Genomic DNA, 22236 nt, shown 5'->3' with positions numbered 1-22236 from the left:
GCCTCCGCTTCGCTATCAGACAAGCAAGCCCATCGGGTTTTCGATATAGCCCTTGAAGGCCTGGAGCAGCTCGGCGCCGAGCGCGCCGTCGACGCAGCGATGGTCGGTCGAGAGCGTCACCGACATCACGGTGGCGATCGCCATTTCGCCGTTCTTGACTATCACCCGCTGCTCGCCGGCGCCGACCGCGAGGATCGTCGCATGCGGCGGGTTGACGACGGCGGCGAAGTTCTTCACGCCCATCATGCCCATGTTCGACACCGAACTGGTGCCGCCCTGATATTCCTCGGGCTTCAGCTTGCGGTCCTTGGCCCGCTTGCCGAGATCGCGCATCTCGTTGGAGATGATAGACAGGGTCTTCTGCTCGGCCTTGCGGATGATCGGCGTGATCAGGCCGCCGGGGATCGACACGGCGACGCCGACATCGGCGTGCTTGTGCTTGACCATGTTGTTGTCGGTCCAGGAGACGTTGGCGTCCGGAACGTCGCGCAGCGCCAGCGCCATGGCCTTGATGACCATATCGTTGACCGAGAGCTTGTAGGCCGGAGCGTTGTCCTTGCGCGGCGCCGCATCGTTCAGCTGGGCGCGCAGCGCCATCAGAGCGTCGAGCTCGCAATCGACGCTGACGTAGAAATGCGGGATCGTCTGCTTGGATTCGACCAGCCGCCGGGCGATCGTCTTGCGCATGCCGTCATGCGGCACAAGCTCGTAGGAGCCCGGCTCGAAGAGCTTGAGCACGGCTTCCTCCGAGGCACCCTTCGGCGCGGCGGCCGGAGCCGGCGCGGCTGCAGCCTGAGGAGCAGCAGCAGCGGCGGGAGCGGCAGCAGCCTTGGCGCCACCACCGGCAACGGCAGCTTCGATATCGCTCTTGATCACGCGGCCATGCGGACCGGAACCGGCGACGGCCGACAAGTCGATACCAGCTTCCTTGGCCAGCCGGCGGGCGAGCGGCGAAGAGAAGGTGCGGTTGCCACCTGATGAACCGGCTGCGGGTGCAGCGGCAGGCGCCGGTGCCGTGGCCGGAGCTGCCTCAGCCTTCGCCGGCGCAGCGTCGGCCTTCGGCGCAGGTGCGGCGTCAGCCTTGGCCGGGACGGCGGAACCTGCACCACTTGCGGCAGCGGCAACATCTTCGCCATCGGCGGCGAGAACGGCGATCAGCGCATTGACCTTGACGCCTTCGGTGCCGGCCGGGACGACCAGCTTGGCAACCTTGCCTTCATCCACGGCTTCGACTTCCATCGTCGCCTTGTCGGTCTCGATCTCGGCGATCACATCGCCAGACTTGACCGTGTCGCCTTCCTTGACCAGCCACTTGGAAAGATTGCCTTCTTCCATGGTCGGAGAGAGGGCGGGCATCGTGATATTGATCGGCATCGAAATACCCTCCCCTTATTTATAGCAGACAGCCTTCACCGCATCGACGACTTCGCCGACGTTCGGAAGCGCCAGCTTTTCGAGATTGGCGGCGTAAGGCATCGGAACGTCCTTGCCTGCGATCGTCAGGATCGGCGCATCGAGATAGTCGAAGGCCTGCTGCATGACGCGGGTGGCGATTTCGGTGCCGACGGAGGATTGCGGATAACCTTCCTCGACGGTGACGAGGCGGCCGGTTTTCTTCACAGATTCGATAACCGTCGGCAGATCCATCGGGCGGATGGTGCGAAGGTCGATCAGCTCAACGTCGATGCCGAGCTGTTCGAGTTCGGCGGCCGCCTTCGTCGCATAGGTCATGCCGATGCCGAAGGAGACGACGGTGACGTCCTTGCCCTGGCGATGGATCCGCGCCTTGCCGATCGGCAGGACGAAATTATCGAGCTTCGGCACGTCGAAGTGCTGGCCGTAGAGAATTTCGTTTTCGAGGAAAATGATCGGGTTGGGATCGCGAATCGCCGCTTTCAGCAGACCCTTTGCGTCGGATGCCGTGTACGGCATGACGACCTTCAGGCCGGGGATGGCGCTGTACCAGGCGGCATAGTCCTGGCTGTGCTGGGCGCCGACGCGGGCGGCGGCACCGTTCGGGCCGCGGAAGACGATCGGAGCGCCCATCTGGCCGCCGGACATATACAGCGTCTTAGCGGCCGAGTTGATGATATGGTCGATCGCCTGCATGGCGAAATTGAAGGTCATGAATTCAACGATCGGGCGGAGACCGGCCATGGCGGCACCGACGCCGACGCCGGCAAAGCCGTGCTCGGTGATCGGCGTATCGATGACGCGGCGGGGGCCGAATTCCTGCAGCAGGCCCTGCGTGACCTTGTAGGCGCCCTGATATTCGGCGACTTCCTCACCCATGACGAAGACGTCGTCGCTGGCGCGCATTTCTTCGGCCATGGCGTCGCGCAGTGCTTCGCGCACGGTCATCGAAACCATTTCGGTGCCGGCCGGGATTTCCGGGTCGTTCGGAACGACGGCCTTCGGCTCGGCCGGAAGCGGCGCGGAAGCAGAACCGGTGTTGGTCGGCTTCTCTTCCTGGGGCACCTGCGGAGCGGCGGCCGGCTTGGCGGCTGAAATGTCCGAAGCGGATTCGCCATCTTGCAGCAGCACGGCGATCTTGGTGTTGACCTTGACGCCTTCGGTGCCGGCGTCGACCAGCAGCTTGCCGATGACGCCTTCGTCGACCGCTTCGACTTCCATCGTCGCCTTGTCGGTTTCGATTTCGGCGATGACGTCGCCAGAAGTGACCTTGTCACCTTCCTGCTTCAGCCATTTGGACAGCGTGCCTTCTTCCATCGTCGGAGAGAGGGCGGGCATGAGGATATCGATAGGCATGGGTTCCCTCCCCGATTAGAGCAGAATGTCGGTGTAGAGCTCGGATGCATCCGGCTCCGGATCGGCCTGTGCGAAGTCGGCGCTGTCGGCGACGATGTCGCGAACATCCTTGTCGATCGCCTTCAGATCGTCTTCGGAAGCCCAGCCCTTTTCGATGAGGCGTGCCTTTACCTGCTCGATCGGATCCTGTTCGGAGCGCATCTTCTGCACTTCTTCCTTTGTGCGATATTTCGCCGGATCGGACATGGAGTGGCCGCGATAACGATAGGTCAGCATTTCGAGAATGATCGGGCCCTTGCCGGAGCGGCAATGTTCGAGCGCCTCGTCGGCCGCCGCCTTGACGGCGCGAACGTCCATGCCGTCGACCTGAATGCCGGGAATGCCGAAGCCGGAGCCGCGTAGCGAGTAATTCGACTGAGCGGTGGCACGGGCGGTCGAGGTGCCCATGGCGTAGCGGTTATTTTCGACGATATAGACGATCGGCAGCTTCCAGAGAGCCGCCATGTTGAAGCTCTCGTAGACCTGGCCCTGGTTGGCAGCGCCGTCGCCGAAATAGGCGATGGCGACATTGCCGTTGCCGCGGTAGTGGTTTGCAAAGGCAAGGCCGGTTCCGAGCGAAACCTGGGCGCCGACGATGCCGTGACCGCCGTAGAAATGCTTCTCTTTCGAGAACATGTGCATTGAGCCGCCCTTCCCGTGGGAATAGCCGCTACGGCGCCCGGTCAGTTCCGCCATGACCCCGCGCGCCTCCATGCCGGTTGCCAGCATGTGGCCGTGGTCGCGATAGGCGGTGATGACCTGATCGCCTTCCTTCTGCGCCATCTGCATGCCGACGACGACAGCTTCCTGACCGATATAGAGATGGCAAAAGCCGCCAATGAAGCCCATGCCGTAAAGCTGACCGGCCTTCTCCTCGAAGCGGCGGATCAGTAGCATCTCGCGATAGGCCTTGAGTTCCTCATCCCGATCGAAGTCGGCTACTGGGCCTCCATTCGATGCTTTGGCTGCTGGTTTTGCTGCAGTTTTGCGGCTGGAAACGGTCGCGGTCTTTCGCGGCGCCATTCAACCCTCCCTATGGGTTTGTCGTTTCTCGGTGGCGCGTACCATAGGGAAGAAATATGACCACAGCAATGCCATAATTGCATGGCTCGTATTCGACGCTAAGTTATTGGAAATAAATCAGAAATTCCAATTAACCCGATTCCGGTTAATTGGAATAATGTTTGAATATGACGATCTCGTCCGCACGCGACATATTCAGCTGATATCGCGCCTTTTCGTCCAGCATGTCCTTGTCGAGCGAGCCGTCACTCAGCAGCGCCACCTGGCTTTCCAGATGTTCGCGCTTCGCCTTCAGGACGGCAAGCTCTCTTTCGCGCGCGACCCGCTGACGCTCGAACGTCTCCGTCGCCCGCAGGCCATAATCGCCATGGATGCAATGATAACCGAAATAGGAAAGGAAGGCGACCGTCATAGCCGGGATGACGAAGCGGCCGAGCTTTCTCTTCTTATGATGCTTTGTCCACATACACGCATGCTCTTGAACGCATTACCAATTCGTTCAGCATAACGCGCAGAGATTAACCGTTCATTGACCGTAACCGCCGGCAAGAAAAAACCCGCGCCGGTGAGGCGCGGGTCGAGCATTGCAAATCAGATCGGATTAGCCTTTGATGATCGAGCGGCCGGCATATTGGGCCTGGGGGCCTAGGCCCTCCTCGATGCGGATCAGCTGATTGTACTTGGCGAGACGGTCAGAACGCGACAGTGAGCCGGTCTTGATCTGGCCGCAGTTGGTGGCAACGGCGAGATCGGCAATGGTCGAATCTTCCGTTTCTCCGGAGCGGTGCGACATGACGGCGGTATAGGCTGCCTTATGCGCCGTGTTAACGGCATCAAGCGTTTCCGTCAGCGAGCCGATCTGGTTGACCTTGACGAGGATCGAGTTGGCGACGCCCATGCGGATGCCGTCGCGAAGGCGGGCCGAGTTGGTGACGAAGAGATCGTCGCCGACGAGCTGAGTCTTCTTGCCGATCAGATCGGTCAGCGCCTTCCAGCCCTCCCAGTCGTCTTCGGCCATGCCGTCTTCGATCGAGATGATCGGGTATTTGCCGGCGAGCTCGGCCAGATATTCGGCCATGGCGCCCGACTCGAGCGTGCGGCCTTCGCCCTCCAGAACATACTTGCCGTCCTTGAAGAATTCCGTCGAGGCGCAGTCGAGGCCGAGGCACATGTCGTCGCCCGGCTTGTAGCCGGCTTTCTCGATCGACTTCATGATGAAGTCGAGGGCTTCGGGCGCACTCTTCAGGCCGGGAGCGAAGCCGCCTTCGTCACCGACATTGGTGTTGTGGCCCTGCGCGGCAAGCTCCTTGCGGAGCGTATGGAAAACTTCCGAACCCATGCGCACGGCGTCGGCGATCGAATCGGCGCCGACCGGCAGGATCATGAATTCCTGGAAGTCGATCGGGTTGTCGGCATGAGCGCCGCCGTTGATGATGTTCATCATCGGCACCGGCAGGAGGCTGGCGGAAGCGCCGCCGACGTAACGGTAAAGCGGCAGGCCGGATGCCTGGGCCGCAGCTTTGGCGACGGCGAGCGAGACGCCAAGGATGGCGTTGGCGCCGAGGCGCGACTTGTTCGGCGTGCCATCGAGCTCGATCATGATGTTGTCGATCTGGATCTGATTTTCGGCGTCGATGCCGCCGATCGCGTCGAAGATCTCGCTGTTGGCGGCCTCGACCGCCTTTTCGACGCCCTTGCCGAGGTAGCGCTTGCCGCCGTCGCGCAGCTCGACCGCCTCATGTGCGCCCGTCGAGGCGCCCGAGGGAACGGCCGCGCGGCCCATGCTGCCGTCTTCGAGATAGACGTCGACTTCGACGGTGGGGTTGCCACGGCTATCGAGGATCTCGCGGGCGATGATATCGGTGATTGCAGTCATGGGTTCTTCCTGCTCAGTGGGTGATAAGTCGTTCGAAGCCTGTCATAATCGAAGGCGTGCAAATTACAATGGCGCAATTTCCCGCCTTCGAAGGGGTATTGCATCGTGGCCTAAACCACGATCATGTCAGCCTGTTGAACGTTAGGCCTTGGCGATCGCATCGAAGGCAAGCAACTTCTCAAGCAGTCGCGGCATGTCCTTGAGATAGACCATGTTCGGCCCGTCGGACGGTGCGTTGTCGGGATCCTGATGGGTTTCGACGAAGACGCCGGCAATTCCCGTCGCCACTGCCGCGCGCGCCAGCGTTTCCACGAACTCGCGCTGGCCGCCGGAGGAATCGCCCTGCCCGCCCGGCTGCGCCACGGAATGGGTGGCGTCAAAAATGACGGGAGCCCCCATCGCCGCCATGATCGGCAGCGAACGCATGTCGGAAACCAGCGTATTGTAGCCGAAGGAGGCACCGCGCTCGCACAAGAGCACATTCGGATTGCCGCTGGCGTTGAGCTTCTTCAGAACGTTCTTCATATCCCAAGGGGCGAGGAACTGGCCCTTCTTGACATTGACGGCGCGGCCGGTTCTGGCGGCGGCGATCAGAAGGTCGGTCTGACGGCAGAGGAAGGCCGGGATCTGCAGAACATCGACCACCCTGGCCACCTCGGCGCATTGCTCGGCCGTATGGACGTCGGTTATGACGGGAAAGCCGAATTCCTTCTTGAGGTCGGCAAAGACCTCCATGCCCTTTTCCAGGCCGATGCCGCGTTCAGCCGAGAGCGAGGTACGGTTCGCCTTGTCGAAGGAGCTCTTGTAGACGAGGCCAATGCCGAGCTTGCCGCAAAGCTCCTTCAGCGTGCCGGCGACCATGAAGGCGTGATCCCGGCTCTCCATCTGGCATGGACCGGCGATCAGCGACAAGCGGCCAGTATTGGAAAAAGTCACCTGGCCTTCGCCTTCGCCGATCCTGACTTCGGAATTCGTGTCGGTGCTCATCGTGTTTCCTCGAAGGCGAAGAGCGCACCCTGCCCGGGCGTGGGCTTCACCAGAATGCGATTGTTCTTGCGTGTGAATGTGATCCCGTTAGCACCCAAATGCGCTTCTGTCACGGCAAGATCGATGACGGTGAAGAGGATTGCCCGCCCCCGCAGGCCGCGATCGGCTGATGAGACAGCGGTTTCGAAATAGGCCTCCAGCCCTTCCGGCGTCATCAAGCTGATCTTTGCATTCGATGCCGCGATATTCACGCCGAAACCGGTTTTCTCCACCGCCGCCTGCCCAATCGCGAGCCCGACGAAGGCGGCGAATGCCGCCGGGTCCGGTGCACAAAGTGCGATCTCGGCAATGCCGATCACGCCATTGGCGTGCGTCTCCAGCGCGGCGCGATCTGTAGGGAACGAATTGATGCGCTGGCAAGTAAAGAGAAAGAAATCGGGGGCGCGCAAATCAGCTGCAAAGGCCAGCTTAAAGCTGCCGACGCTCTCCGAACCGTCCGGCATCCGCATCGGCCGGCTGAACTGCAACATCTCACCGGCGCTCGCGCCGTTGCTGACGAAGCGCTTATGATCGAGGTCGGCATCCTCGCTGAGGAAGGCCAGCGCAGAAAGTCCCTCCTCGCCGCAGCGGAAACGGAAGGCGCGATTGCGGGCGATGAAGACGTTGCCCTGGCGGGCCGCTGCCTCGCTCTCGTCGACACTCGCCACGCCAAGCGGCTCCAGATAGGTCTTGTCGGCGAAAAAGACGCAGGCATTCTCCGTTCCGAAGGGATGGCGTGCATCGGCGGCGACGGTGAAACCGAGCTTGCCAAGCCTCTCACGCGCCAGATCGATATTGACCACGGGCAGCACGACATGATCCAGCGGGTGCGACCTGGCGGAATGCGCGTTCATGAATATCCCTCCTGAAACCGGCAAGAGATGTGCGACAGCACCTCCCTCAATGCAAGACATGTGCGCCAATCCGGCAAATGAAAATAAAAATCTCCACGAGTTGACGTGAACTTTTACGGAAATTTAGCTACTTGCGGAACACATATGGAACATATAGTGTCCGTTCTGGATTTGTTTCAATCACGGGGTCTGACGTCGATGCTCACGCGCAAACAACAGGAGCTTCTCCTTTTCATCCATGAGCGCATGAAGGAATCCGGCGTTCCTCCCTCTTTCGACGAAATGAAGGATGCCCTGGATCTCGCCTCGAAATCCGGCATTCACCGCCTGATCACGGCGCTTGAGGAACGCGGCTTCATTCGCCGCCTACCGAACCGCGCCCGGGCGCTCGAGGTGATCAAGCTTCCGGAGGCCTATAACCCCAGTCTTCAGCGTCGCGGTTTTTCGCCGAGCGTCATCGAGGGCAGCCTCGGCAAGCCCCAGCCGGTCGCCGCCCCCGCTGCGCCAAAGCCGGTCGCCGACAATGGCAACTCCGTCTCCGTGCCGGTCATGGGACGTATCGCCGCCGGCGTTCCGATCTCGGCGATCCAGAACAACACCCACGATATCGTCGTTCCTTCAGATATGCTCGGCTCCGGTGAGCACTATGCGCTGGAGGTCAAAGGCGATTCGATGATCGACGCCGGCATCTTCGACGGCGACACCGTGATCATTCGCAACGGCAGTACCGCCAGTCCCGGCGACATCGTCGTTGCCCTCGTCGATGACGAGGAAGCAACGCTGAAGCGTTTCCGCCGCAAGGGCGCCTCGATCGCGCTCGAGGCCGCCAACCCGGCTTATGAGACCCGCATCTTCGGGCCCGACCGGGTCAAGGTGCAGGGCAAGCTCGTCGGCCTCATCCGTCGCTATCACTGACGCCGGATGGGCTGGAATCGGTAAAACGATCATTGCGCCAATCATAGGCGCGATGGCGCATCCATGGTCGCGACAAAGCATCGAATGCGGTGGCGACCTCCAGGCCGGCATCGGCGAAACGCAATTCGAGCGAGCCGGTCCTACGCAGCGTCTCGCCGGTGAAAAGCGTGCCACCTGAACGGCAGCTGTTGAAACGCAGACGGACCGAGGTCACGACGATATCGGCCGTATCGCAGGCCGGGCCGAGATAGGCGGCATTGTCGATGACGGTGACGATATGGCCATTGCCAAGTCTTGATGTGCACCAAGCCTTCTTGACGCAGGAAAAACGGTTTGCTTCACCGCCTGCTGCGGCTGCCCGCATCGCCGCACTCGCTTCGTTCTGCTGATCGCGGGAAAGCCTGACACGGCGGCCTTCTCCTTCCGGCGGGATGGCCGGACCATCCAGCATCTTCGGCGGATCATGTGTCGGCAGCACCAGCGCTCTCTGCCACTGGTCGAATATGAAATCCGGCGGGTTTTCACGGTTGGAAGCTATTGCCTCAGCCGCGACGACCGCAACCAGACTGCCATCCTCCGAAATCAGCAGATCCGGCGGCCGGGGAACCGGCAGAAGCAGCACGATGAGCGTAGAGATGGCGATGATCGAGGTGCCGACGTGGCGCAGCCGAGTGCGCAGCAGCGTCAGCAGCAGAAAGCCTGCCACCGCCACTGCGAAATACCAGGCGGGCAAGCGGCCGATGCCGATATCACCGCCCCAGCCGGACACCGTCTTGGCAACCGCAATCACCAGATCGAGGCCGAATCCGACGACCTTCCAGAGCGGAGCGTCCAAACCGAAAAGCATGAGCAACATCGCCAACAATCCGGCCGGCATGACGATGAAGGAGATAATCGGCATCGTCGCAAGGTTTGCCGGCAGGCCGTAAGCCGTCAGGCGATGAAAATGCTCAATCGAAAACAATGCGGTGGAAAAGCCGCCGATCAGCGAGGTCAGGAAGACGCCGCCGAAGAAACCGGCGACGGCAACCACCGGCCTCATGATCGGCAGTTTCAGAAAAGCGTTTTCGCGGACACGCCTGTCCTTCCACAACTGATAGCCCGATACCAAGGCCAATGTGGCGGCAAAGGACATCTGAAAGCTCGGTCCCAATACTTCCGAAGGTGAAATGGCGATGATGATGAGCGCGGAGAGAACGACATTGCGCAGGCTGATCGACGGCCGGTCGAAGAAGACGGCAATCAGCATGATGGCCATCATGATAAAGGCGCGCTCGGCCGAAACCCCGAAACCGGAGATCAGGTAATAGGCGGTGACGGCGATGAGCGCGCCGGCAGCGGCGATCTTCTTTGTCGGATAGGCTTGGGCGACGCCGGGAAAGAGGCTGAGCAGCATCCGAAAGCCGACGAAGAAGATGCCAGCCGACAGCGCCATGTTGAGGCCAGAGATCGCGACGATATGGGCAAGGCCGGACTGGCGCAGCGCCTCCGTCGTCGCGTGCGATATGGCGCACCGTTCGTCCGTCACCAGGGCAGCGGCAAAAGCGCCGGTATCGCCGGGCAGGATCGATCTTATGCGGTCGCCGATGCTGCTGCGCAGCCGGTAGAGCCATTCGAGCAGAGCCTCCGACGTGCAGCTGGCCGCCTGCAGGCCTGCCTCCAAGTCGAGTTTCTCCGGCGCACCATAGAAGAAACCGTTGGCGCCGATGCCGTCGAAATAGGCACCGAAGGAGAAGTCGTTGAGCGCGGGAAGTGCGGGGCCCGCCGGCGGCGTCAGCCGTGCCTTGCCGGTGATGATGTCGCCGATCTCGAAAGGCGCATCGGCGCCCCGGACGATCGCGGTGATGCGTCTCGGCGGCCGTTTCAGCTCCGGAGCCTCGGTGCCGGTGACGGCAAGAATGTAGCGCCAGCGCCCGCGGCCGTCGCCTTCCCGGCGTTCGACCCGGCCGGTCACCGCGGTCGTCACGGATGAATCGAGGATCACCGTCGAAGCCCGCCAGCTCTCAAACTGAGCCGAGAGCATGCCGCCCGCGAAAAGTGCCAGCGCCATGAAACTTGCGCGCAAGGCCGGCCGGCTGGGACCGGTGAGGAAAACCGCGGCCGCCGACACCAGCAAGCAGAGCAGCGATGGAACGAGGGGCAAATCCGATGCCGCAAGAAACCAGAAGGCCGATCCGGCTCCGAGGAAGACCGGCGAGAACAGCAGCATTCGGCCATGATCGGCCTCTTCGCCCAGCATGCAGGCTCCGGCAGGCAGCGATTGCCAGGCGGCGGCCAGTAGCCGATGACGCAAGGGGGTCTGCGACTGCGTCCTTACCGATTGAGTCACCACCGCAGGCGCAGGAAAATCCGGCGGATCGGCAAGGCCGACGCCCGCTTCCGGCCGCAATTCGGCTGTCGTCAATTCCTGCATGCGCCGCCCAAGATCACCCCCCGAAGTCGCCAGAATGCAACCTTCAAGTAAATACGGCAAGGATAATCGATTGAAATATGAGGGGAAATCTTAAGCGGCAAAAGGGCTGTCGAATCATCAGCTTCCGTTATGCGTGCGGCTCATCGCTGCAGTGCCTAAAAGGTGATACCGCAATGCACAAAATGCCGTCACAGTAACTTGGCATTAGCGTTGCGATCATATAGCTATCGGAAAGGACGCTTAACCCCTATGGCGCTTTTGTGGCGCCACCGACATTTCGGAGGATCAGCATGACGGATCAAAGCGCTACAATAAAAATCGGTGACAAATCAGTCGACCTCGCCGTTAAAAGCGGCACGATCGGCCCGAGCGTCATCGACATCGGTGCCCTCTACAAGAACACCGCTTCCTTCACATACGATCCGGGCTTCACCTCGACCGCATCCTGTGAATCGAAAATCACCTATATCGACGGTGACGAAGGCGTGCTGCTGCACCGCGGCTATCCGATCGAGCAGCTGGCCGAACACGGCGATTTCCTGGAAGTCTGCTACCTCCTGCTCTACGGCGAACTGCCGACGGCCGCGCAGAAGAAGGACTTCGACTATCGCGTCACGCACCACACGATGGTGCATGAGCAGATGAGCCGCTTCTTCACCGGCTTCCGCCGCGATGCACATCCGATGGCCGTCATGTGCGGCTGCGTCGGCGCACTGTCGGCCTTCTATCACGACTCCACAGACATCACCGATCCGCACCAGCGCATGGTCGCCAGCCTGCGCATGATCGCCAAGATGCCGACGCTTGCCGCCATGGCATATAAATACCATATCGGTCAGCCCTTCGTTTACCCGAAGAACGATCTCGACTATGCGTCGAACTTCCTGCGCATGTGCTTTGCCGTCCCCTGCGAGGAATATGTGGTCAATCCGGTGCTTGCCCGCGCGATGGACCGCATCTTCATCCTGCATGCCGATCACGAACAGAACGCCTCGACCTCGACCGTCCGTCTCGCGGGTTCATCGGGCGCCAACCCGTTCGCCTGCATCGCCGCCGGCATCGCCTGCCTATGGGGCCCCGCGCACGGCGGCGCCAACGAAGCAGCGCTCAACATGCTGACGGAAATCGGCACGGTCGACCACATTCCGGAATATATCGCCCGCGCCAAGGACAAGAACGATCCGTTCCGCCTGATGGGCTTCGGCCACCGCGTCTACAAGAACTACGATCCGCGCGCCAAGATCATGCAGAAGACGACGCATGAAGTGCTCGGCGAACTCGGTATCAAGGACGATCCGTTGCTGGAAGTGGCGATGGAGCTGGAGCGCATCGCGCTCACCGACGAATATTTCATCGAGAAGAAGCTCTATCCAAACATCGACTTCTACTCCGGCATCACGCTGAAGGCGCTGGGCTTCCCCACCACCATGTTCACAGTGCTCTTCGCCCTTGCCCGCACCGTCGGTTGGATCGCGCAGTGGAACGAGATGATCGAGGATCCAGAACAGCGCATCGGCCGTCCGCGCCAGCTCTATGTCGGCGAACCCAAGCGCGACTACATCCCGGTTTCGAAGCGCTGATCGCTTCAGAGCTCAAAAAAACCCGGTCAGGAATGGCCGGGTTTTTTCTTTTCCAAAACGTCGAGAAGGATTTCGGCGGCCTGTTCGCCGGGCGGCTTTTCCGTCTGCATGCGCTGCCAGATGAGCTCGTAGCCTTCCTTCATGGCCTTCAACTGATAGGTATCGGCCGACAGCCTTTCCATCCAGCGTGCAAGGCTTGCGCCGCGGACGACATCGTTCAGATATTCCGGCACGACCGGGTAATCGGCGATCAGATTCGGCAGCGCGCCGGTCCAGGTCTTGATGCCCGATGTCAGCATGCGCATGATCCAGTCGACCTTATAGGCGGAGACGACGGGAACGTCGGCAAGTGCGAGTTCGAGAATAACGGTTCCAGACGCCGCCATGGCTGCATCGGCCTCGGCAAAGGCTTTCCATTTTGCTTGCGCGCCGACGACGATCTCCGGCTTTACCGCCCAGCCCGCCGTCATTTCGCGGACGAGCGCTTGCCTGTGCATTATGGTCGGCAGAATGAAGCGTGTCGGCCCATTACGGGCGACGATTTCATTCGTGGCGACCTCGAAATAAGGCAGAAGCTTCTGGATCTCGGAGGAGCGCGAGCCGGGAAGGAGCAGGATCGGGCCGTTGCCTGGCTGCCTTCCCACGCGCAGGCGACGTGTCTCCAGCAGCGCTGGGTCGGCGACCAGACGATGCCCGACATATGTCGTCGCCGGCCCATTGAGGCGCTGCATGGCTGCCGGTTCAAAGGGCAGGACGGCAAGCACGTGATCGACATAGCCGAGCATGCGCGTGGCGCGATATTCCTTCCAGGCCCAGACGCTCGGACAGACATAATTGACAACAGGCAGATCGGGCAACGCGGTGCGCACGCGCTTGGCGACGCGATGGGTGAAATCGGGACTGTCGATAATGACAAGGATATCCGGCTTTGCAGCGACGATCTCAGCCGTGGTGCGACGGATCAGGGCAAACAGCCTTGGCAGCCGGCTCAGCACCTGGGTGATGCCCATGATCGACAGCTCGGAAAAATCGAACAGGGATTTCAAACCTTCCGCCTGCAGCCCCTCGCCGCCAACGCCGACAAGCTCCACCGGTCCGCTGTAAATCCGCTTGAGCGCCGCGATGAGATCGGCCCCGAGCAGATCGCCCGACACTTCACCGGCAATGACGGCGATCTTCAGCGGCGTCCCGTTCATTCGACCCCCCATGCCGGCAGACCGCGATCGATGCCGCAGACGAACAACCCAGCCTCGTCGGCGGCGCTGATGACCGCGGCCCGATCAAGCACCAGTGAGCGACCGGCTTCGATTGCGATGCCGGCAAGGCCGGCTTTCGCAGCGTTCAGGATTGTCGCAACGCCGATCGCCGGCAGGTCGGCGCGAATATCCTGTTGCGGCTTGCAGAGCTTGACGAGCACGCCGCGGCGGCGCGGCGAGATCCGTCCGGCGGCCCTGAGGCCGGCGACACGGTCCAGCATCTCATCTGTGCCCTCAAGTCCTTCCAGCGCGACGACGCGCCCGCCGACGCTGACTGCACCCTGCCCGACATCCAGCCGGCCAAGCGTCTCGGCGGCATCGGCGGCCTGGCTGATATCGTGCCGGTCTTCCTTGCCGGGCGCGGCGGCGCCAAGCGGGCCAACGGAAACGAGCAGGTCGGGGGCGATCTCGTGGGCGCCGACGACGCGCCGGCCGTTCCCCTCAATCAACCGGATCACCATCTGCAGAACCGTGTCGTCGCCGCCGGAGAGCAGTGTGCGAATGGCGGCCGGGACCTTCATCAGAATGCGCAATGTCGGGCGCACCTCGCGCCATTCCGGCCGGCGGCGCACGCTCCCCGACATCACAACACGTCCGATGCCATATCGGGTGAAGAGACCCTCAAGGGCGGCGAAATCGCCGATGCCGACAACGGCGTGATCATAGCCTTCCCAGCGTGGCTCGCTCTCGTCCTTCAGCGCGATGATTACAGGATCTTCGCCTGCCGCGCGCGCGGCTTCGGCGACATAGGAAGGCAGAAGGCCACCGCCGGCAATGATCGCCAGCCGGCCCGCAGCGGTGTCGCCTGTTAAAGCCACGGACTAGCCCTTCTGCCCCCGCGTCGGGGAGGACAGGGCGCGGTCGCTCTCGGCTGCAATGAAGTCGAGGATCTGCACAACCTGCTCGCAATCGGCATATTCCTCGCGGATCGCGGCGGCGTTTTCGCGCACGGAGCCCGTTCCTTCGAAAATCGCCTTGTAGGCCCGGCGCACCCGGTGGATGACGGCGCGGTCGATGCCGGCCCGTGTCATGCCGACGACGTTGAGGCCGCCCAGCAGACCGGGATTACCGTTCAGCATGCCATAGGGAATGACATCGTAACTCACCGCCGACAGGCCGCCGACGAAGGCGTGGCGGCCGACGCGGGTGAACTGGTGAACCGCCGAGCCGCCGCCCAGGATAACGCGATCCTCGATAACGACATGTCCGGCGAGCATGACGTTGTTCGACATGATCACATGGTTGCCGACCCGGCAGTCATGCGCGACGTGGGAATTGGCAAGGAAAAGGTTGTTGTCACCAACGATCGTCTCACCGCCGAAATCGGCCGTGCCGGTGTTCATCGTGACACCTTCGCGGATTGTGCAATTTGCACCGACCGTCAGCGTCGTTTCCTCGCCGCCGTGGTGCACGCTCTGCGGATCACCGCCGACGACGGCCATTGGGAAGATGCGTGTGCCCTTGCCGATAACGGTGCGGCCGGTGACGATCGCATGCGCCAAGAGCTCGACATTCGCATGCAGGACGACATGCGGCCCGACATGGCAGAAAGGACCGATTTTGACGCCCTCACCGATCGTAGCCCCGTCTTCGACGACAGCCATCGGATGAATACGGGCGCTTTCGGCGATATTGCTCATGCCTGATCCTTACGAACGATCATCGCGCCGATGTCAGCTTCGGCGACAAGTGCGCCGTCAACCTTGGCGTCGCAATGGAATTTCCAGATATTGCCGCGTTGCTTGTTCTTCTTGACATGGAATTCGACGCGGTCGCCGGGCACGACCGGCTTGCGGAAGCGCGCATTCTCGATGGTCATGAAGTAGACGAGGTTGCCGGTCTGACCTTCTTTCTTGGCGCAGATGGCACCCGCCGTCTGCGCCATGCCCTCGATCAGCAAAACCCCGGGCATAATCGGCGCTTCAGGAAAATGGCCGGTGAAATGTGGTTCGTTCACCGTGACGTTCTTGATACCGATCGCCGTGTTGTCGCCGTCGATCTCGATGATCTTGTCGACCATGAGAAAGGGATAGCGGTGCGGCAGCAGCTTCATGATCTCGGTAATGTCAGCCGAAGAAAGCGTCGTCGTGGCTTCCTCAGTCATTTTGCTTGCCTCCAGGGTTCCTCCCGCGCAACTTGGATTTCGATACCTGTTGCGCTGCCTCTCTCAGATAGTCTTTTAGCGGACGTGCAGGTACACCGCCATATTGTCCGCCCGCGGCAAGGTCGGTCATGATACCGCTTTTGGCAGCGATCTGCACGCCATCGCCGATCGTCACATGTCCTTTGATTCCCGCTTGGCCGCCGATCTGCACGCCATTGCCGATTTTCGTGCTGCCGGCGATGCCGACCTGTGAAACGATGGCGCAATGGCGGCCGATCTGGACGTTGTGGCCGATCTGGACCTGATTGTCGATCTTGGTTCCCTCGCCGATCACCGTGTCGTCCATGGCACCGCGGTCGATGGTCGTGTTGGCGCCGATCTCGACATTGTCCTGGATGATCACCCGGCCGATCTGAACGATCTTGATCATGCCGCGCGGACCCGGTGCATAACCAAAACCGTCCTGGCCGATCCGAACACCGTTGTGGATGATGACGCCATTGCCGATCAGCGCACAGAGAATGCTCGCTCCAGCCGCAATCGAACAATCCCGCCCGATCTTGACATTCGGACCGATGACGCTGTTCGCGCCGATGCGCGTTCCCGCCCCGATCTCGGCATGCGCACCGATAACGGCCAGCGGTTCGACGATCGCGCCCTTTTCAAGTTTGGCGCTCGGATGGATCACCGCGCTCGGCGCAATCTCGCTTTCACCCGAAAGAGCGACAGGACGCAATGCTGCGGGATAGAACAAGCCTCCCGCCATTGCGAAGGCAGCATGCGGATTGGACGAGAAGATAACCGGGAGATGCGGAGGAACGAGATCGGCAAGCGCCTTGTCGCAGATTACCGCCGAGGCCTCGCATGTCGCAAACTCCTCGCGGTTGCGGCGCGACAGGATATAGCAGACATCGCCCGCCCGCGCCCGGCTGATGGGGGCGACGGACCTGACGATAACATTGGCATGATCGGAATTGGCAAGTTCCGCCCCAAGAAACTCTGCCAGCTCAGCGAGCCTCAGACCTTCATGGGGCAGAAAAAAAACGTTTTGCTCCATCGGCAATGCTCCAGAACGGAATTGAGTCTTACAGTTCCGGACTGCCGATATCAGAATTGGTTGTTAATGCCAAACTTGAAGTTTTGCGTCTTGTCGAAGTCTTCCTTGAGGACCGGGATTGCGTAATCCAGACGCAATGCACCGAAAGGAGACTGCCAAACGACACCGACACCGACGGAAGCGCGCAGCGAGGCGTCTTCGCCCTCAATGCCGTCGCCCCTCAGGTCGACGTCGTTGCCAAACAAGGTTCCGGCGTCGGCGAAGACCGCGCCGCGCAGGTTGAAGTCGCGCGGGAAGCCCGGCATCGGGAAAGTCGCTTCAGCCGATGCGGTGAAGTATGTTGTACCGCCCAGCGGATCGTCGTTGTTGCCGGCAACGCGAGGGCCGATACCCTTGTTCTCGAAACCGCGAATGTCGCCATTTGTCAGCGTGAACTGGTCAAAGACGTTCAGGTGCTCACCGAAGCCGACGACATAACCCGCCGAAGCCGAAACCGAACCGATGATATCGGCATCGTCGGCGAGCAGGTGGTAGTAACGGGCCTTGCCATAGATCTTGTAGAACTGCGAGTCGCCCCCGAGGCCGGCAATTTCCTGCGTCGCCGTAGCGTAGATGCCTTCGCGCGGCAGAACCGTGTCATCGAGGGTGTTGTAGGTCAGCGTCTGCGAGACGGAAGAACGTGTCCACGGGCTGTCCTCAACCAGGTGCTGATACGGAGCGGACAGATCGGAAAGATCGCTGTTGTCAGCGTCGTACTTCATTTGCTTGTAGTTATAGCGGAAGGTCGTCGCCAGATCTTCGGTGATCGGCGCCGTGACGCGCAGAACGACGCTGGTTTCCTCATAGTCGTAATTGTCGTTGCTCGACGTTTCGCTGTGGTTGACGTCGAAGCCCGCCGCCAGGCGGTAGCCGAGGAAATAGGGTTCGGTGAAGCTGACGCCGTAGGCGCGCGAGCCTTCCTGGCCACCACCGGCCGAGATGCGGATGTACTGACCGCGGCCAAGGAAGTTCTTTTCTTCGATCGATGCTTCGAGCAGCAGACCGTCACCGCCGGCGGCATAACCCGCGCCGACACCGAACGAACCGGTCGACTGATCCTGCACGTCGACCACCACCACGACACGGTCCGGGGAGCTGCCCGGCTGCGTGGAGATATTGACGGAAGAGAAGTAACCGAGCGCCTCCAGACGACGCTTGGCCTTGGTGATCATCTGCTGATTGAAGGCGTCGCCTTCGCTCATGTCGAATTCGCGGCGGATGACATAGTCGCGCGTACGGCTGTTGCCGCGGATCTCGATGCGCTCGACGTAGGCGCGCTCGCCCTGGTCGACGAGATACTCGACGCCGATCGTATTGTTGTTGAGGTCGCGGTTACCGCGCGGCGTGACGCGCGCAAAGGGATAACCGGCGGAGGCCACCTGATCGGAAATCGCTTCGATCGACTTCTGAACTTCCTTGGCGCTGTAGAGGTGGCCTTCTTTCGTGCGCACCAACGGCAGCAGCTGATCCGAGCCGACGCCTTCAACGGTCGACTGCACGGTCACCGGACCAAAATTGTAGCGCTGGCCTTCCTCGATGTTGAAGGTGAGCGTGTATTTGTTGGTTGCCTCGTCAAAGCTGGCATCAGAAGAGACGATGCGCATGTCGGCATAGCCGCGATTGTAATAGAACTGGCGCAGCGCTTCTTCGTCGGCGTGGAGCTTGTCTTCGTTGTAGACGTCCTTGCGGGTCAGGAACGAAAGGAAGTTCGAACGCTTGGTCTGGATGACGGCAGCAAGGCGGCCGGCGCTATAGGCGTTGTTGCCGACGAAATTGATCGCATCGATCTTGGTGCGGTCACCTTCGTTGATGACGAAAGCAAGGTTGACGCGGCCTTCGCCCAGCGGCACCACCTGCGTCGTAACCTCGACTTCGCTGCGGCCGGTGGCGGCATAGGCATCCTTGATCGCCTGGATGTCGGACTGAATCTGCGTGTCGCTGTAAGGACCGGCAGCATGCGTCTGGACGATCGTCGCGAGCTTGTCGTCCTTGATCTTGCGGTTGCCGTTGAAGACGACCTGATTGACGAGCTGAGCTTCCTGGACGTTGACGACGAGCGTGCTGCCGGAAACCGAAATCTTCACATCGGAGAAGTAGCCCGTGCCGTAAAGCTGTTTGACTGAGTTATCGATATCAGTGTTCGAGAAACTCTTGCCGGGCGTGATGGTGAGGTTCGACCGGACGGCTTCCGCGCCGACGCGGCTTGCGCCACGCACATCGATGCGCTGGATGACCGCGGCCTCGGCGGCCGTAGCGGAAACGAACGTCAAAGCACCTGCGCCCGAAGCAACAACACTAGCAGACAGCGCAACCGCCGATACTGCGTTCAAAAACTTTGAACCAGCCTTCATTTCACCTATTACCTTTTTTCCCTCGTCCCCGTCCCCGGGAGAACCCGATTCCGGTCACGTGTGTCGTTTTACCCGCTTTTGACATACAAGCAAGGGAGGGCGTTAATTTCTGTTTACTTCATTTCCAAGCGTGACCCATTCGCCACTACAGCCTTGAAACATCGTAAATAAATAGTAATTCCCTTGCCTTACGCGTTTACCCTCAGCTCAGGGTGATGTCGTTCCAGGTCGTGAAAACCATCAATGTCAATATCATTGCCAGGCCTATACGAAATGCAATTTCCTGGGCCTTGGCACCCAGCGGTTTTCCTCTGACCGCCTCCACCGCATAGAACATCAGGTGGCCCCCATCAAGTACCGGAACCGGCATCAGGTTAAGCAATCCTATCGAAACCGACAGCACCGCAGCAAGCTGCAACACTGCCCCTACGCCAAGCTTCGCCATCTGGCCGGTAGCCTGCGCCACACGGATCGGCCCGCCCAGCTGATCGGCCCGCATCGATCCGCTGAAGATGTTGCCGATATATTTGAAGGTGTCCGTGACAATTTGCCCGCTGGCGATCACGCCCTCACGCAGCGCCTGGAGCGGCGTGTAGGTCTGCAGCCGGAAATTGCCGGAGTTCTTGTCGGTGGCGATGCCGATCTGACCGACTTCCATCTTGTTGCCGAACTGATCGGTCTGGTCGACGCGCTGCGGCACCATCGGCACATCGAGCTTCTGGCCGCCGCGCTCGACTGTGACGACAATCCTTTGGCCGGGGCGCATGCCGACATAGCGGCGCACATCTTCAAACGTCTCGACCTTGCCGCCATCGATGGCAACCAGGAGGTCGCCGGGAAGGATACCGGCGGCGGCCGCCGAGCTCTCCGGCTTGACCTCGGCAACGACCGGGTCGGCGATCATGCGGCCATAGACGGTGAAGAGAACAGTAAAGATGGCGATCGCCAGCAGAAAATTGGCGATCGGACCGGCTGCGACGGTCGCGGCACGTTTCCACAGCTTGGCTCCGGCGAAGGAGCGCGCCCTCTCCTCTTCGGACATGGCGGCAAGCTTGTCGCTGTCCGGTTTGCTCGACGCATCCTCGTCGCCGAAGAAGCGGACGTAACCACCAAGCGGGATTACGGAGATCTTCCAGCGTGTTCCATGGCGGTCGGTGAAGCCGAATAGTTCGGGACCAAAGCCGACCGAAAAGGCAAGAATACGAATGCCGCTCCAGCGCCCGACAAGGTAATGGCCCATCTCATGCACGAAGACGAGCAGCGAGAGCACCAGGATGAAGGTGACGATGTTCCCCATCACAAATGCGTATATGCCGGTCATCACGTCCATGGTTCCTTCCGTCGGGGTGCCGCGTCATCAGAGGCCGAACAATGCCGCTCCGAGCGACGTCATGCCAGCTCCCTTTATCTGTGAAAATGATACAGCAAGCAAGAACGCCGCAAAACAGGCGAAAATCAGTCCGTCGACGCGGTCCATGACGCCGCCATGGCCCGGGATGAGACGGCTTGAATCCTTGACGCCGAATTTGCGCTTAATGAAGGATTCGAAAAGATCGCCCGACTGGCTGCAGATCGACAGGACGAGCGCCACGCCGGCGGCGGCGACTTCGGCGCCCGGAACGAGGAAATGGGAGAGAAGAACGCCGGCTGCGACCGCAGAAACGGCGCCGCCGATTGCACCAGACCATGTCTTTCCCGGCGAGATCGACGGGGCAAGCTTCGGTCCGCGGAGCGCCCTGCCGACGAAATAGGCGAGGATATCGGTCGCCCAGACGACGGCAAAGACGAAAAGCATGGCGTAAAGACCGGGCTGGTCGTTGCTTCTGATTGCGGCGAGCGCCAGGCCGGTGGCGCCGGCATAGAAGAGGCCGACCGGGAGCCACCGGCTCGTGCCGTGCAGGATGATCAGGGCGATGCCGACGGCCGTGACGCCGGCCAGCATGCCGGCGGCGAATTCGAAATTTCCGACAAGCACGAGGAAGGCGACCGCCGCTTCGCCGATCCAGCCGATCACATTGGCGACCCAATCACGCGCAATGCCGGTTATCTTAGACCATTCATAGTAGATCAGCAGGCCGATCACCACAGCCAGGGTGCGAAAGGCAGCGCCGCCATACCAGGTGGCGACAAGAACGCTGACCGCGAGAATCAATCCTGAAACGATGCGGAGCTTCAATTCCCTCTGCATCAGGTGCCGACCGCGGCTGCCTGCGATGACAGGCCGCCGAAGCGCCGGTCACGGGAGGCGAATTTTTCCAGCGCCGAGCGGAAAATCTCCGGGCTGAAATCGGGCCAATATTCCGGGACGAAGATGAATTCGGAATAGGCGGCCTGCCAAAGCAGAAAGTTGGAAAGCCGTTCCTCGCCGCTGGTGCGGATGATGAGATCCGGATCCGGGATGCCGGCCGTGTCGAGGCGTCCGTTGATCAGTGCGGGAGTGATGTCCTGTGCCCGCAGGTGGCCGGACTCGACGTCCCTCGCCAGACTCACGACGGCGCGAGAAATTTCATCGCGGGAGCCGTAATTGAAGGCGATGACCAGCGTCAGCGCCGTGTTGTCCCTGGTGGTCTCCTCCGCCTCAAGCAGCAGGCTGAGAATGTCGCTGCGCAGGCTGTGGCGGTCGCCGATAACCTTGATGCGCACATTCTGGCGATGAAGCTCGGCCAGGTCGCGACGAATGAAAGCCTTGAGCAGACCGAGCAGATCGGAAACCTCGGCTTCGGGCCGGCGCCAGTTCTCCGAGGAGAAGGCGAAGAGGGTGAGATATTTTATGCCGGCCGCGCCGGCGGCGCGGACTGTCTCGCGTACCGCCTCTACGCCCTTGCGATGGCCCATCGAGCGCGGCAAGCCGCGCTGCTTGGCCCAACGGCCATTGCCGTCCATGATGATGGCAACATGCTCTGGCACAGTCACGAATACAGATTCCGACATTTC

Annotated in this window: 19 protein-coding genes; 2 read left to right on the top strand and 17 right to left on the bottom strand. The window is 61.0% G+C overall.

Going from position 1 to position 22236, the window contains the following annotated elements; genetic code table 11:
• Positions 1 to 15: 15 nt before the first annotated feature.
• The 7 genes from NXC14_RS10365 to NXC14_RS10335 form a co-directional block, all read right to left on the bottom strand.
• Positions 16 to 1374 carry a pyruvate dehydrogenase complex dihydrolipoamide acetyltransferase gene (locus NXC14_RS10365; protein WP_085778062.1) on the bottom strand — a complete coding sequence of 453 codons (1359 nt, stop codon included), beginning with the start codon at positions 1372 to 1374 and terminating at the stop codon, positions 16 to 18.
• 15 nt (positions 1375 to 1389) lie between these two features.
• Positions 1390 to 2769, bottom strand: coding sequence for a pyruvate dehydrogenase complex E1 component subunit beta (locus tag NXC14_RS10360; RefSeq protein ID WP_085778061.1), 1380 nt, complete (start codon positions 2767 to 2769; stop codon positions 1390 to 1392).
• 15 nt (positions 2770 to 2784) lie between these two features.
• Positions 2785 to 3831, bottom strand: a complete 1047-nt coding sequence (pdhA, locus tag NXC14_RS10355) for a pyruvate dehydrogenase (acetyl-transferring) E1 component subunit alpha (protein WP_011425209.1) — start codon at positions 3829 to 3831, stop codon at positions 2785 to 2787.
• 145 nt (positions 3832 to 3976) lie between these two features.
• Positions 3977 to 4297, bottom strand: a complete 321-nt coding sequence (locus tag NXC14_RS10350; protein ID WP_085778060.1) for a septum formation initiator family protein — start codon at positions 4295 to 4297, stop codon at positions 3977 to 3979.
• 135 nt (positions 4298 to 4432) lie between these two features.
• Positions 4433 to 5707 (bottom strand): phosphopyruvate hydratase, encoded by a 1275-nt coding sequence (eno, locus tag NXC14_RS10345; RefSeq protein ID WP_085778059.1) that lies wholly within the window; start codon positions 5705 to 5707, stop codon positions 4433 to 4435.
• Positions 5708 to 5848: 141 nt separating this feature from the next.
• Positions 5849 to 6694: a 3-deoxy-8-phosphooctulonate synthase gene (gene kdsA, locus NXC14_RS10340; protein ID WP_085778058.1), complete on the bottom strand. Its 846-nt coding sequence runs from the start codon at positions 6692 to 6694 to the stop codon at positions 5849 to 5851.
• Positions 6691 to 7587, bottom strand: coding sequence for a VOC family protein (locus NXC14_RS10335; protein WP_085778057.1), 897 nt, complete (start codon positions 7585 to 7587; stop codon positions 6691 to 6693). The genes kdsA and NXC14_RS10335 overlap by 4 nt, the downstream gene beginning before the upstream one ends.
• 198 nt (positions 7588 to 7785) lie before the next feature.
• Here NXC14_RS10335 and lexA point away from each other — a divergent pair, with 198 nt between their 5' ends.
• Positions 7786 to 8502, top strand: coding sequence for a transcriptional repressor LexA (lexA, locus tag NXC14_RS10330; RefSeq protein WP_085780060.1), 717 nt, complete (start codon positions 7786 to 7788; stop codon positions 8500 to 8502).
• Here lexA and NXC14_RS10325 read toward each other — a convergent pair.
• On the bottom strand, positions 8483 to 10915 hold the full coding sequence (locus tag NXC14_RS10325; RefSeq protein ID WP_085778056.1) for a ComEC/Rec2 family competence protein: 2433 nt from the start codon (positions 10913 to 10915) through the stop codon (positions 8483 to 8485). The two genes, lexA and NXC14_RS10325, sit on opposite strands and share 20 nt — an antisense overlap.
• A 290-nt stretch (positions 10916 to 11205) precedes the next feature.
• Here NXC14_RS10325 and gltA point away from each other — a divergent pair, with 290 nt between their 5' ends.
• Positions 11206 to 12495: a citrate synthase gene (gene gltA, locus NXC14_RS10320; protein WP_004678636.1), complete on the top strand. Its 1290-nt coding sequence runs from the start codon at positions 11206 to 11208 to the stop codon at positions 12493 to 12495.
• Between the two features lie 26 nt (positions 12496 to 12521).
• Here the strand turns inward: gltA and lpxB are convergent, their stop codons facing one another.
• The 9 genes from lpxB to NXC14_RS10275 all read right to left on the bottom strand — a co-directional run bounded on the left by lpxB (position 12522) and on the right by NXC14_RS10275 (position 22233).
• Positions 12522 to 13691: a lipid-A-disaccharide synthase gene (lpxB, locus tag NXC14_RS10315; RefSeq protein WP_085778055.1), complete on the bottom strand. Its 1170-nt coding sequence runs from the start codon at positions 13689 to 13691 to the stop codon at positions 12522 to 12524.
• On the bottom strand, positions 13688 to 14569 hold the full coding sequence (locus tag NXC14_RS10310; protein WP_085778054.1) for an LpxI family protein: 882 nt from the start codon (positions 14567 to 14569) through the stop codon (positions 13688 to 13690). The genes lpxB and NXC14_RS10310 overlap by 4 nt, the downstream gene beginning before the upstream one ends.
• A gap of 3 nt (positions 14570 to 14572) precedes the next feature.
• Entirely contained in the window at positions 14573 to 15391 is an 819-nt protein-coding gene (gene lpxA, locus NXC14_RS10305; RefSeq protein ID WP_085778053.1) for an acyl-ACP--UDP-N-acetylglucosamine O-acyltransferase, read from the bottom strand.
• Positions 15388 to 15855 (bottom strand): 3-hydroxyacyl-ACP dehydratase FabZ, encoded by a 468-nt coding sequence (gene fabZ, locus NXC14_RS10300; protein WP_011425200.1) that lies wholly within the window; start codon positions 15853 to 15855, stop codon positions 15388 to 15390. Before fabZ ends, lpxA begins: the two co-directional genes overlap by 4 nt.
• Entirely contained in the window at positions 15848 to 16912 is a 1065-nt protein-coding gene (lpxD, locus tag NXC14_RS10295; protein WP_085778052.1) for a UDP-3-O-(3-hydroxymyristoyl)glucosamine N-acyltransferase, read from the bottom strand. The genes fabZ and lpxD overlap by 8 nt, the downstream gene beginning before the upstream one ends.
• A gap of 50 nt (positions 16913 to 16962) precedes the next feature.
• Positions 16963 to 19302, bottom strand: coding sequence for an outer membrane protein assembly factor BamA (gene bamA, locus NXC14_RS10290; protein ID WP_085778051.1), 2340 nt, complete (start codon positions 19300 to 19302; stop codon positions 16963 to 16965).
• 202 nt (positions 19303 to 19504) lie between these two features.
• The gene (gene rseP, locus NXC14_RS10285) at positions 19505 to 20632 is read right to left on the bottom strand and encodes an RIP metalloprotease RseP (protein WP_085778050.1); all 1128 of its coding nucleotides are present in this window, start codon (positions 20630 to 20632) and stop codon (positions 19505 to 19507) included.
• Between the two features lie 27 nt (positions 20633 to 20659).
• The gene (locus NXC14_RS10280; RefSeq protein ID WP_085778049.1) at positions 20660 to 21490 is read right to left on the bottom strand and encodes a phosphatidate cytidylyltransferase; all 831 of its coding nucleotides are present in this window, start codon (positions 21488 to 21490) and stop codon (positions 20660 to 20662) included.
• On the bottom strand, positions 21490 to 22233 hold the full coding sequence (locus NXC14_RS10275) for an isoprenyl transferase (protein ID WP_085778048.1): 744 nt from the start codon (positions 22231 to 22233) through the stop codon (positions 21490 to 21492). The genes NXC14_RS10280 and NXC14_RS10275 overlap by 1 nt, the downstream gene beginning before the upstream one ends.
• Between the last annotated feature and the right edge of the window lie 3 nt (positions 22234 to 22236).

The organism is Rhizobium sp. NXC14, from assembly GCF_002117485.1.
Classification (GTDB): Bacteria; Pseudomonadota; Alphaproteobacteria; order Rhizobiales; family Rhizobiaceae; genus Rhizobium.
Note: the sequence above shows the minus strand (reverse complement) of the source record. Positions and strands in the feature narration are given on the sequence as shown.